The sequence below is a fragment of the Macrococcus sp. S115 genome (genome assembly GCF_030067655.1).
Taxonomy (GTDB): domain Bacteria; phylum Bacillota; class Bacilli; order Staphylococcales; family Staphylococcaceae; genus Macrococcoides; species Macrococcoides psychrotolerans.
The window spans coordinates 43,831-56,923 of record NZ_JASJES010000011.1; the positions used below are offsets into that span (position 1 = coordinate 43,831).

The 13,093-nt window shown below is 38.9% G+C and carries 11 protein-coding genes; 1 reads left to right on the top strand and 10 read right to left on the bottom strand.

Annotation, left to right across the window (positions count from 1 at the left end; all coding sequences use genetic code 11):
• Positions 1-14: 14 nt before the first annotated feature.
• The 3 genes from gatB to gatC are packed head-to-tail and all read right to left on the bottom strand — an operon-like array spanning position 15 to position 3,202.
• A complete protein-coding gene (gene gatB / locus QNJ52_RS10840; RefSeq protein ID WP_012657537.1) occupies positions 15-1,442 on the bottom strand; it encodes an Asp-tRNA(Asn)/Glu-tRNA(Gln) amidotransferase subunit GatB in 1,428 nt (475 codons plus the stop codon).
• A gap of 13 nt (positions 1,443-1,455) precedes the next feature.
• Positions 1,456-2,901, bottom strand: a complete 1,446-nt coding sequence (gatA, locus tag QNJ52_RS10845) for an Asp-tRNA(Asn)/Glu-tRNA(Gln) amidotransferase subunit GatA (RefSeq protein WP_219493025.1) — start codon at positions 2,899-2,901, stop codon at positions 1,456-1,458.
• A gap of 1 nt (position 2,902) precedes the next feature.
• Positions 2,903-3,202, bottom strand: a complete 300-nt coding sequence (gene gatC, locus QNJ52_RS10850) for an Asp-tRNA(Asn)/Glu-tRNA(Gln) amidotransferase subunit GatC (protein ID WP_012657539.1) — start codon at positions 3,200-3,202, stop codon at positions 2,903-2,905.
• Between the two features lie 177 nt (positions 3,203-3,379).
• Between gatC and putP the strand changes: the two genes are divergently transcribed.
• Positions 3,380-4,912 (top strand): sodium/proline symporter PutP, encoded by a 1,533-nt coding sequence (gene putP, locus QNJ52_RS10855; RefSeq protein WP_283722603.1) that lies wholly within the window; start codon positions 3,380-3,382, stop codon positions 4,910-4,912.
• Between the two features lie 85 nt (positions 4,913-4,997).
• Here putP and QNJ52_RS10860 read toward each other — a convergent pair whose 3' ends face one another.
• The 7 genes from QNJ52_RS10860 to QNJ52_RS10890 all read right to left on the bottom strand — a co-directional run bounded on the left by QNJ52_RS10860 (position 4,998) and on the right by QNJ52_RS10890 (position 12,858).
• Positions 4,998-6,164, bottom strand: coding sequence for a CamS family sex pheromone protein (locus tag QNJ52_RS10860; protein WP_283722605.1), 1,167 nt, complete (start codon positions 6,162-6,164; stop codon positions 4,998-5,000).
• A gap of 12 nt (positions 6,165-6,176) precedes the next feature.
• Positions 6,177-8,168, bottom strand: a complete 1,992-nt coding sequence (gene ligA / locus QNJ52_RS10865) for an NAD-dependent DNA ligase LigA (RefSeq protein ID WP_283722606.1) — start codon at positions 8,166-8,168, stop codon at positions 6,177-6,179.
• A gap of 3 nt (positions 8,169-8,171) precedes the next feature.
• On the bottom strand, positions 8,172-10,337 hold the full coding sequence (gene pcrA, locus QNJ52_RS10870) for a DNA helicase PcrA (RefSeq protein WP_283722607.1): 2,166 nt from the start codon (positions 10,335-10,337) through the stop codon (positions 8,172-8,174).
• Positions 10,337-11,020 carry a heptaprenylglyceryl phosphate synthase gene (gene pcrB / locus QNJ52_RS10875; RefSeq protein ID WP_219493029.1) on the bottom strand — a complete coding sequence of 228 codons (684 nt, stop codon included), beginning with the start codon at positions 11,018-11,020 and terminating at the stop codon, positions 10,337-10,339. Before pcrB ends, pcrA begins: the two co-directional genes overlap by 1 nt.
• 104 nt (positions 11,021-11,124) lie before the next feature.
• Positions 11,125-11,775 carry a M15 family metallopeptidase gene (locus QNJ52_RS10880; protein ID WP_219493030.1) on the bottom strand — a complete coding sequence of 217 codons (651 nt, stop codon included), beginning with the start codon at positions 11,773-11,775 and terminating at the stop codon, positions 11,125-11,127.
• Between the two features lie 13 nt (positions 11,776-11,788).
• On the bottom strand, positions 11,789-12,472 hold the full coding sequence (locus QNJ52_RS10885) for a M15 family metallopeptidase (RefSeq protein WP_283722608.1): 684 nt from the start codon (positions 12,470-12,472) through the stop codon (positions 11,789-11,791).
• An 89-nt stretch (positions 12,473-12,561) separates the two neighbouring features.
• Positions 12,562-12,858 carry a YerC/YecD family TrpR-related protein gene (locus tag QNJ52_RS10890; protein ID WP_219493034.1) on the bottom strand — a complete coding sequence of 99 codons (297 nt, stop codon included), beginning with the start codon at positions 12,856-12,858 and terminating at the stop codon, positions 12,562-12,564.
• Positions 12,859-13,093 lie beyond the last annotated feature (235 nt).

A 13,093-nucleotide genomic window follows, 5' to 3' on the forward strand; every position in this document is an offset into this window, starting at 1 on the left:
GGCTCCTGTTTTATTTATCTTTTTTCTAATTCTTCACGCAAAATTTTATTAACAAGCTGTGGATTTGCCTGTCCTTTAGAAATCTTCATAATCTGACCTACTAAGAAGCCTGTAGCTTTACCTTTACCGTTCTTGAAGTCTTCAATAGATTGAGGATTATTATCTAACGCTTCAGTTACGAACGCTTTCAGTTGTTCAGGATCAGAAATTTGAACAAGACCTTGTTCTTCCATAATCACTTTCGGTGCTTTACCTGTTTCTACTGTATCAGCAAACACTTTTTTCGCAATTTTAGAAGAGATTGTACCATCTGCAAGCAACTTAACCATTTCACTTAAGTTCTCAGGCGTTAATGCAGTTTCATGTAACTCCTTCTGGTTCTTGTTTAAGTATTCGTTTACGCCACCCATCAACCAGTTTGATGAAAGTTTTGCATCTGCGTCAAGTGCGATCATCGCTTCGAAGAAATCAGACATTTCTTTCGTTAATGTTAATACGTGCGCATCGTATTCAGGTAATCCATACTCTGATACATACTTCGCTTTACGTACATCCGGAAGTTCAGGAATTGATGCACGCACACGTTCTTTCCATGCTTCGTCAATATATAAAGGTACTAAGTCTGGTTCTGGGAAGTATCTGTAGTCGTCAGACCCTTCTTTAACACGCATAAGGATCGTCTTACCTGTCGACTCGTCAAAGCGACGTGTCTCCTGTAAGATTTCTCCACCATTTAATAGTACTTCTTCCTGACGTTTTACTTCGTGCTCTAAACCTTTCTTAACGAATGAGAAAGAGTTTAAGTTTTTAAGTTCTGCTTTCGTACCAAACTTCTCTTGACCTACAGGACGTAATGAGATGTTCGCATCACAACGCAGTGATCCTTCCTCCATACGGACGTCAGATACGCCTGTGTACTGAATGATTGCTTTTAACTTCTCTAAATACGCATACGCTTCTTCAGGTGTACGAATATCTGGTTCAGATACAATCTCAACTAATGGCGTACCTTGACGGTTTAAGTCTACTAATGAATAGCCATCTTTATGCGTTAATTTCCCTGCATCTTCTTCCATATGAAGACGCGTAATACCGATACGTTTCGTTTCGCCATTCACTTCAATATCGATATAACCATTCTCACCAATCGGCTCATCAAACTGTGAAATTTGGTAAGCTTTCGGGTTATCCGGATAGAAATAGTTTTTACGGTCAAACTTCGTTTCAGTTCGAATATCCATATTTAGTGCCATCGCTGCACGCATTGCCCAGTCAACGGCAGTCTTGTTTACGACCGGTAATACACCAGGGTATCCAAGATCTACAACGTTAACATTCGTATTTGGCTCTGCGCCAAAATGTGCAGGAGAAGCTGAGAACATTTTCGATTCTGTCTTTAATTCTACGTGGACTTCTAGTCCGATTACTGTTTCAAAATGCATAGTTTAAGTCTCCTTATAATGATTGATAACGTTCGTGCATGTTAAAGCTTTGTTCATAGTTATATGCAACGTTGTATAAAGTTTTCTCGTCGAATGGTTTACCGATTAACTGTAAACCGATTGGACGGCCGTTTGACTCTCCGCATGGAATAGACATCGATGGTAACCCTGCTAGGTTGATTGGAATTGTTAAGATGTCATTCGCATACATTGTTAATGGATCATTAATTTGAGCACCGATGTCAAATGCTGTAGTTGGTGCAGTCGGTCCAACAATAATGTCATAGTTTTCAAATACACGTTCAAAATCTTGTTTAATTAATGTACGTACTTTTTGTGCTTTTTTGTAATATGCATCGTAATAACCAGAGCTCAGCGCATAAGTTCCTAACATAATACGACGTTTCACTTCGTCACCGAAACCTTCCTGGCGTGTCTTCTTATAAAGTTCTTCTAAGTTTTGTGCCCCTTCTGCCTGATATCCGTAACGAATACCGTCAAAACGTGCTAAGTTCGCACTTGCTTCACTTGAAGAAAGAATGTAATACGTTGCAACACCGTATTTAGAATTAGGGAGTGATACTTCATCAACTGTTGCACCCATCTTCTCTAATGCTTTAATCGCTGCCTGTACACTTGCCTTAACTTCTTCAGATACACCTTCACCTAAATATTCTTTCGGTACTGCTACGCGAAGACCTTTAATATCCTTGTCAATTTGTGAAGTGAAGTCTACATTATCGACTGGTGCACTTGTTGAGTCATGTGGATCAAGTCCTGAAATCACTTCTAATACAGTTGCGTTATCTTTAACGTTACGCGTAATTGGTCCAATTTGGTCAAGTGACGATGCAAATGCAACTAAACCGAAACGTGATACACGACCGTAAGTTGGCTTCATTCCTACTACACCACAGTATGATGCTGGTTGACGAATAGAACCACCCGTGTCACTACCGAGTGAGAAAGGTACTAAGCTTGCAGCAACTGCAGCTGCAGAACCACCAGATGATCCACCAGGTACTGCAGTGTGATCAAATGGATTAACTGTTTTCTTGTAGAATGAATTTTCAGTTGAACCACCCATCGCAAACTCATCCATGTTCAGTTTACCGACAAGAATACCATTTTCTGCATTTAATTTATTCATTACAGTAGCGTCATATACAGAATTAAAGCCGCCTAAAATTTTAGACGCACAAGTTGTTTCAACATCTTTCGTTACGATGTTATCTTTAATCCCCATCGGAATTCCAAATAATTTACCTGATGGTGTTTCGTTATCCATAGTCTTTGCTTTCTCTAACGCAGCTTCTTTATCTAAAGCTAAAAATGAATTGATGACTGTATCATCTTTTTCGATGTTCACAAAAGTATCTTCAACTAACTCAGAAGGTTTAATCGTTTTGTTCTGAATCATTTGAGATAAGCTTTCGATTGATTCGTATCTTAATGACATATTATTCTCCTCCGCCTAAAATAGATGGCACTTTAAATTGTCCATCTTCTGTATGTGCAGCATTCTTTAAGATTTCTTCCTGTGTTAAGCTCGTCTCTGCCACATCTTCACGCAATACATTCTGCAAATCTAATACGTGGAATGTCGGTTCTACACCTTCAGTATCCACTTCTTCTAATTGATCCGCAAAGTTAAGAATTGCTTCAAGTTGTGCACTGAATTTTGTTGCTTCTTCTTCAGTAATTTCTAATCGTGCTAAATGTGCAACGTGTTTAACTTGCTCATTTGTAATCTTTGACATGTGAGTCCTCCTTATGTACATATAACATCTTTAAATTTTATCAAATTTTAACGAAAAAATCTAAGCATACTAAAAATAATTCTATGAAAACGCTTAAATCCCTATTATAATAGATATATTGTCACTCTAGTACAATAAAATTCAGCGTTAATTGTAAAAATAAAGGAGGATAAACAAATGGGCTTGATATTAGGTCATACGTTTCAAAACGTAAAAATTGAAGCAACATGGATGACGTATGTCATGATTGCTGTATATTTCTTAATCCTGTTAGGGATCGGTTATTATGCATATAAACAATCAACAAGTACATTAGATGAATATATGCTTGGCGGTCGTAACCTTGGACCATTAGTAACAGCACTTTCTGCTGGAGCAGCGGATATGAGTGGCTGGATGCTGATGGGATTACCAGGTTCAGTGTACGCTACAGGACTCTCTGCCACTTGGATTGCAGTCGGATTAACGATAGGAGCTTGGTTAAACTATATCTTAGTTGCACCAAGATTACGTGTTTATACGGAGCTTGCAGATAACGCCATTACAATCCCTGACTTCTTCGAGAAACGTGTTAGTGATCATACACGTATACTGAAGATTATCTCTGGTCTTGTTATCGTCGTGTTCTTCACATTATATACGCATGCCGGAATGGTTTCTGGTGGCGTATTATTCGAAAGTTCCTTTGGATTAAATTATCACTACGGGCTTATACTTACTGCAAGTATCGTAATTATCTACACGTTATTTGGTGGATATCTCGCCGTATCGCTTACGGACTTCTTCCAAGGGGTAATCATGTTAATCGCATTAGTGTTAGTACCAATCGTAGCATTGATGAAATTAAATGGTATGGAAGCTTTCGATACTGTCGTTGAACTTAAACCGACGAACTTAGACTTCTTCAAAGGTACGACTACAGTTGGTATTATCTCTTTACTAGCATGGGGCTTAGGTTACTTTGGACAACCACATATTATCGTGCGCTTTATGTCTATTAAGTCACACAAACAGTTACCTGCAGCAAGACGCATCGGCATCTCATGGATGACAATCTCATTAATCGGTGCCTGTGTTACAGGACTTGTTGGTATTGCATTTGTAAATAAATCAGATGCTAAGTTAGACAATCCTGAAACAATCTTCGTAATGATGAGTCAAGTGTTATTCCATCCACTAATTGCAGGATTCTTCCTAGCAGCAATCTTAGCAGCTATTATGAGTACGATTTCTTCACAGTTACTTGTTACAAGCAGTGCTTTAACGCAAGACTTCTACATGTTATTACGTAAAACGAACATTCAGGACACAAGTCGTGAGAAAGAGTTCGTTATGATTGGACGTCTATCAGTATTACTCGTTGCAATTGTTTCAATGGCAATTGCATGGAGCCCAAACGATACAATCTTAAACTTAGTTGGTAACGCATGGGCAGGATTCGGTGCGGCATTCGGACCGCTCGTATTGTTATCGCTTTATTGGAAAGGTTTAACGAAGCATGGTGCGATTACAGGTATGGTACTTGGATCAATTACAGTAATCTTCTGGATTGTGATGAAATCACACGGTGGTATCTTTGAGTTATATGAAATTGTTCCAGGGTTCTTTATCAGTTTTGTGTCAACTGTACTTGTAAGTATGGTTACACCGAAACCTGAACAACGTATTATTGACGAGTTCGATGAAATGAAACAAATTGTGAATTCATAATAAAAAGGTCGAGACAACTTGTCTCGACCTTTTACTCTTTCTCCACGGTTGCATGTTCTTGCGTGCAGATTAATATCTAAGTTCGCTATTCATATACATGAATGTACGGTGCTTTATCACCTTTTTCTTTCACTATTAATGCGCGAGGTCTAGTGTTGTCTACGATGGAGATTTCAAAGCGATCGACATGCGCAAAGCTTTTCATTGATAAGTCTGCGATATATTGGGTTACACCGATAACTTCTGCTTTTCCATAGTAATCTAATGGCACATTAATTTTCAGTGACTGTATCTTATCATCAACGAAATAACCTGTTCCAATTGCCTGTGTAAAGTTCGGGAAGTAGTTCTGTAGCTGATCGTTGAACTGCTTAAATCCATTATTCAGTTTTTCATCCAGTTCTCCCACTTCGTCCGATGGCACTAAGATGTAATCTTCATTTATTTTCTTCCAATCATCAATCTTACTGCTTCCAGCTTTACTCGTACCATATGAAGTAAACGATCCAGGTGTGATGCTTTCAGCCGATGACTGTACAAACACAGCAAACGTGATCGGAATATTTTTCAGTTCCTGCTTTACACGTAATCTAGAAAGTATTTCATCAGACATCTGCTTAGCTTGCTTCTCGATTTCTTTTTTATCGAGTTTCACATTATAAGTAGTTCCAAACGCTTCTTTTTGATAATAGTATACACTATTCATTGCAAGACCGATTGTCATACCTGAAAGTTTCTGTTTTTTTGCATCTTCTTCAGTATAGAAATCCTGTTCTAATAGATGCGACAAATACGCTGGAGATTGTCGGGCAATTTTTTCCCCATCTGTTTCTCCTTTATGTGATGGATTGAGACCGAAATTGGCATAAGCGTTTTTTTCGATTCGCTCGTCTTTATCCATATTATCGATTTCCTGCTTTGTATATTCCGGTTCAAGATAGCTCTCAACAGCACTCTTCGATAATAATTGCCCATCACGGTATAAATATTTATCTGGTGTGTACACTTTCTTGCTGATATTTAATAAACCGTCCTCAAATGCTTCGCCATTGTAGCTGCTTACCATATTCGAACTTGTAAGTCCACGTGCCTGGCTCTCTTTGAATGGTAACAATGTTCTATAATAATCATTTGATATCTGTACGTCTGTTGAAATTTGTTTATCCTTCTCTTTGTTGTTACTTTCTGGTGTACCATTTGAACAGCTTGCCAGAATAATTGTAGACAACATTAATATCCCTATTCGCTTCATAGATTTCCCCTCTTAATTTCGTAATGCATCCACCATCATTTGCTCCGTCCATACAGGAATTCCGAGTGACTCTGCTTTTTCTCTCTTGCTACCGGCATCACTACCTGCAATAACAATATCTGTCTTCTTCGTTACAGAACTTGTCACCTTTGCACCAAGGTTCGTTAATGCTTTCGTTGCTTCGCTACGAGACATGATAGTAAGTTTACCTGTTAAAACAATCGTCTTCTCGCCGAATACCGGATGAATTTCGATATCATCTTTCGTAACCCCAGTATAGCGCATATTTACACCATATTGTTCTAGTTTTTCAAGCAGATGAATGATGTCTTCATTTTGCAAGTAAGTGACTAAAGACTGTGCCATCTTCTCACCAATATCATCAATTTGTGTCAATGTTTCAACTGTGGCATTCTTTAAATTATCCATCGTTCCAAATTCCTGTGCAAGCACCATACTCGCCTTTGCACCTAGATGTCTGATACCTAATCCAAAGAGCAGACGTTCCAGTGAATTGGCCTTAGAAGCTTCTATCGCTGCCAGTAATTTATCGACTTTCTTCTCTCCCATACGTTCTAAAGTTAAGAGTCGTTCACGTTGTAACGTATATAGATCTGCAACGTCATTTATAATATCTTCATTGTATAAGACTTCGACGATACGTTCCCCTAAACCATCAATGTTCATCGCCGTTCTGGAAACGAAATGGATCACACCTTCTACAAGTTTCGCATCACATTTCGGATTGATGCAGCGCAAAGCCACTTCCCCTTCAATGCGTACCAGTTCATGACCACACGACGGGCAAATTTCAGGCATATGGTACGGCTCAGTATCGTCAGGTCTTCTGTCCAATACGACGCGCACTACTTCAGGTATAATCTCTCCTGCTTTTCTTATAACGACCGAATCACCGATGCGTATATCTTTCTCGTGAATTAAATCCTCATTATGCAGCGACGCACGTCCTACAGTAGTACCCGCTACTTTCACCGGCTCTAAAATTGCAGTCGGTGTTACAACACCAGTACGCCCAATAGACAGCTCGATATCCTTTAATGTCGTTATGACTTCTTCAGCAGGAAATTTATAAGCAATCGCCCACTTCGGACTTTTCGCCGTAAAACCGAGCTCATCCTGCTTACTTAAATCGTTTACCTTAATGACGATACCGTCAATATCATAGGCTAGATCATTGCGCGCTTCTGTCCAGTATTTAATATACTCGAACACTTCTTTCATATTACGACAAAGCTTTCGTTCATGATTCGTTTTAAAGCCGATTTCGTCTAACTTGTCTAAAGCTTCACTTTGACTTTGTGCATCAAGCTCTCTTAAATCGTTCACACTGTATAGGAAGATATCTAACTTACGTTTCGCAGTAAGCTTAGAGTCCAGCTGTCTTAATGAACCTGCTGCAGCATTTCGTGGATTTGCAGCTAGCTGTTCTCCAACCTTTTCCCGATATGCATTAAGCGCAAGGAATGACTTTCTAGGCATATAGGCTTCACCACGCACTTCAAAAGTGAGCGGTACAGATAACGTCAATGGTATCGCATGAATGGTCTTTAAATTCTGCGTGATGTTCTCACCCGTTGTACCATCACCACGCGTTAAACCTTGAACGAATACACCATCGACATACTTCAGTGATACTGCAAGACCATCAATTTTCAGTTCAACCATATATTCCACTTCGCCGACTTCATCTTTAACACGCTTATCAAATGCCAGCAAATCTTCTTCGCTGAAGGCGTTGCCAAGACTTAACATCGGTGTATCATGATCAACTTTCTCAAATGCAGAGACCGGTGTCCCACCTACACGCACAGTCGGAGAATCATCCGTCTTCAGTTCTGGATGCTCACGTTCAATATCAATCAGTTCGTACAGTAACTTATCATATTCACTATCAGGTACAGAAGGATTATCCTGTACATGGTATTCATAGTTATACTGGTGTAGCAACTGATGCAGTTCTGTTACTCTCTGTTCAATATTCATACATTACTCCTTCTTTTCAATTGGGGCAAACTGGCTTAACAGTCGCTTCATCCCTACAGATTTGAAGATGATATCCAGTTCTGTTGAACCACCTTTATCCGTCACATTGCTGATTAATCCTTCTCCCCATGATTTATGCATTACTTTGTCACCAACTTTATAGGTAGCTTGAGCTTGAGCAGCAGAAGCCGCTTGCGTCATTCTACGTGCTGGTCCGCGTTTAACACCTGCTGGAAACTTTCTCGCTACTGGTATATCCAGAATATCCTCTGGAATTTCAGAGATAAATCTCGACTTCTTATTCGCTTGTGTTCGGCCGAATAAGTTACGCATCTCAGCATGAGATAAATAAAGATGTTCTTCTGCCCTTGTAATTGCAACGTACATTAAACGACGTTCCTCTTCCATCTCGCTATCACTATTCAAGCTACGGCTATGCGGGAATATCGACTCTTCAAGACCTGCAACAAAGACGACTTTAAACTCTAAGCCCTTTGCTGAGTGCATCGTCATCAGCGTAACTCCCGCTTCTAAATCTGCATTGTCAACATCTGCAACGAGTTGTAAATCTGTCAGGAAATTAATTAAGGACTGTTCTTCAACTGGCGTGTCCTTTTCATAATCTTTCGGCACATTCATAAACTCCTGAATGTTCTCAATACGTGACTGTGATTCTAAAGTATTCTCTGCTTCAAGCATCTTCATATAACCCGATTTATCGAGCAGTGTCTGGGTTAATTCCGTAATAGATAAGAATTCCTGCTGCTTCATTAAGTTGTCCATCATTGTATAGAATTCAACGAGTTTCTCTGTCGTCTTCTTCGGCAGTCCGATAAAATCTACTTCAGCTAGTGCATCAAAGTAACTCAGACCATTATGCTCTGCATAAGCGATAATCTTATCTAGTGCACCAGGCCCTATACCGCGTTTTGGTGTATTGATAATTCGCGTAAAACTGATATCTTCGTTGCTATTAGCAACAAGGCGAAGATAACTAAGCAGGTCTTTAATTTCTTTTCTGTCATAGAACTTTGTGCCTCCGACCATCGTATAGCTGATGTTTGATTTCATCAGCGTTTCCTCGATAACACGAGACTGTGCATTCGTTCGATACAGTATTGCCATATCACTAAGCGCATAGTTTTCACGCTTTTTCTTCAATATCTCTGAAACGATATATTCCGCTTCTGCACGTTCTGACATCGCTTTATAGTAGTTGATCTTAGAGCCATGGTCGTTGTCTGTCCAAAGTGCTTTCGGTTTGCGTTCTGTATTATTTTTGATCACTTCATTTGCAGCAAACAGAATATTTTTCGTCGAGCGATAATTACGTTCTAAAAAGATCGTCTTAGCATCTTTATAATCATCTTCAAAGCTTAAGATGTTATAAATATCTGCCCCACGCCAGCCGTATATCGACTGATCCGAGTCACCGACGACACAAATATTCTTAAATTTATCGGCAAGCATCTTCACGAGCAGATACTGCGCTCTATTTGTATCCTGATACTCGTCGACATGGATATACTGAAACTTCGACTGGTAATAATCCAGAACTTCAGGGACACGTTCAAACAGTTGAATCGTCGTCATAATGAGGTCGTCAAAGTCCAGTGCATGATTCTTAAGCAGCACGCGCTGGTACTCTGTATAAACTTTGCTGATCATCATACTCATAAAGTCACTCGCTGCCTCAATCGCATCATCAGGTGATTTCATTTCATTCTTTAAGTTCGAAATTTCTGCAACGAACATACGTGGATCATACTTCTTCGGATCGATATTCTCACGCTTTAATATATCCTTAACGACAGAACGCTGATCTGTTGGGTCTAATATCGTAAAGTTACGCTCAATACCGATACGGTCAATATCACGTCTTAATATACGGACACACATCGAGTGGAATGTTGATATCCAGATAACATCACTCTCGTCACCGATAATCTTCTTGACACGTTCTTTCATTTCTTTCGCCGCTTTATTCGTAAATGTGATTGCTAGAATCTTATAAGGTGAAACATCTTTCTCGTCAATTAAATAAGCGATGCGATGTGTCAGCACGCGTGTCTTACCAGAACCTGCTCCTGCCATTATAAGAAGTGGGCCTTCTGTCGTCATCACTGCCTGACGCTGCTCTTCATTCATATGTTTTAATAAATCATTCATTATAATCCTACCTTTACTGTTTGTAATGCTGCCTTAATATCTGTATAGATGACGTTCCCAACGACAATTGTATCTGCGACTTCAAGCATCTCTTGTGCGCGTGCGCGTGAATCAATACCTCCACCATATATCAGACGCGTAGATTTCAGTTTTCGTTTTGCAGCCTTAACCATTTCCACATCACCATAGGTTCCGCTATATTCTATATACATTGTCTTCAGCTTATATACTTCCTCAATCATCTCAGCATAGGCTTCAATATCCTCTGTCGATAATACTGTATTCGCCTTCGTTAGCTGCGCCACTTTACTCTCTTTGTTAAGTACAATATAGCCCTCTAATGTAAACAGGTCATAATCAATCATATGACCGAACTGTTTAATTGCTTCGTGCAGTATTCCATTGTGAAACGCTACATCCGAACTATTAAGTACAGAAGGAATCATATAATGATCAAATCCTGGTATCGCACTTTCCAAAGTCGATAATTCTAGTACGCAAGGGACTGTATATCTCCTTACACGGCTCATTAAATCGAGTACATTATCTACCGTTACATTATCAGATCCACCGATAAAGATGGCATCTGTTCCTGACTCGCAAATAAGCTCCAGGTGTGCATCGCTAATTTCTTTCGCTGGATCTAACTTAAATACATGTTGCCAATCTTTCACTTCGTACATAATGTCTCTCCTTTAAATATTATTATTGTATATTATATCATTTATCATTCATAACATTAAAAAAAGAGAGGATGAGATTTTACAATTTCTTCTCATGCTCTCTATTATTGTACTGTCTGATCTTTCGGGTATAATCCAAGATATTCTTCAAGTGTTATGTTCTTAGTAAATATATCTTTTGCAATCTTTGTGCCAACATATCGCACATGCCATGACTCATACTGATACCCTGTAATATTTGACTTACCTTCAGGATACCTGATGATAAATCCATATTTATGTGCATTTTGTGCCAGCCATTCTCCTTCAGTCGTATCACCAAATGAAATCGTTAAATCTTTCGCAGAGTCAACAGAGCCAATATCAAAGGAAAGTCCTGTCTGATGTTCAGAGTAACCAGGGCGTGCACTATAAGTGTCTGCATTCGCATCTCGTGCTTTAAACTCTTTATATAGTTTTTCCTGCATCTGATAAGAACGATAGCCACTTCTTACAACGAGATATTCTTTATCTTTCTTGGCATCTTTAATCATCTGATCTAATTTCATACGCGCGTATCGATTCTCTCCAGGATTGAAATCAGCAGGCAATCTAATTTTCTTATTAACGATGAGTATATCATTAATATATGTAACGCCATTACGCGTTATGCGTTCATATTTCGGTGATGCTACATATGTGTCTTTCTGTGTGACAACTTGTTCATTTGAACAGGCAGCTAAACACACAATAATGATGATGAGTAATTTCTTCATGCTGTTTAACCCCTTATTTTAGACCGAGATATTCTTCTAATGTGAGGCCACTTTCATATACCTTCTCCGCTGTAGGTTGCCCTAGATATCTTAAATGCCACGGTTCATACTGGTACCCCGTAATATCAGTTTTTCCTTTCGGATATCGTATGATGAACCCATATTCATGGACATGACTTATCAGCCACTTACCTTCTTTTGTATCCTCAAAAGATTCCATAAAATCGTCTGTGCCTTCAATATTACCTAAATCAAATGCAAGTCCCGTCTGATGTTCAGAATGACCAGGGCGTGCACTATAGGTGTCTGCCTTCTTCTGTCCATCTCTTGTAACATACTGGTTATATAGTGATGCTTGCGTCTCATAACTTCTAAAGGCACTACGGAGTACGAAGTTTAATCCGTCTTCGTTCCCTGCAGCGATCAACTCATTTAAATGCTGATTTGCCACCTGACTCACATCTGGATGATACGTTTTTGGAAGTGCTATATCTTTATTTACGATGAGAATTCCATCGATATAGGTGATTCCGTCTTTTATTTCTTTGTGATGTGTCGTTGCTCCTTGCTTTTCTTTAACTTGTACCGTTTCTTTTTTATTGTTTTGAGTCTTGTCTTTAGTTTCAACAGGTGCTTTACCCTCTTGGCAAGCAGTAAGCAGCATTGCCGACAACAGTATTACAAATAATTTTCTCACAGATTCTCCTCTTTTCATTTTTCTATTATATGATGAAAAAAGTACCGAATCAATAAAGACCCAGTACCTGTAAATATTAATTGTCTACGTTATTCTTCTTCATCCAATCGATTTAAGACGAGCGTATATGCATCGTTCCCCCATTGAAGTGAACGTTTCACGCGTGAAATAGTAGCGGTAGATGCACCTGATTCCTTTTCAATAGAAGCATACGTATGTCCTTGCTTAATCATTTTCGCAACAAGCAGACGTTGGGATAACGACTGTAATTCATTCACTGTACATAAATCATCAAAGAACAAATAACATTCTTCGCGTGTCTTAAGTGTCAGTATAGCATCAAATAAGTCATCCAGTTGCTTCCCTCTAAGTTTGTCAATTTGCAAAATACTCAGCTCCCTTCAAACTCTTTCATAGTATAATTTTATATCAGCAATATATAGAAGTACAGATAAAACATTTAGCTTTCCGAAACTGATCATTGATTTTGATTCCTTTTATACGATTATCCAATCTTTAATATAATCAAGTTCCTTATACATTGCCGTACATCCTATTGTATTTCAATATACCTTTATTAAACCACGAAACTTTAATTCTTTAAAGTAAAAAACCGCCTAC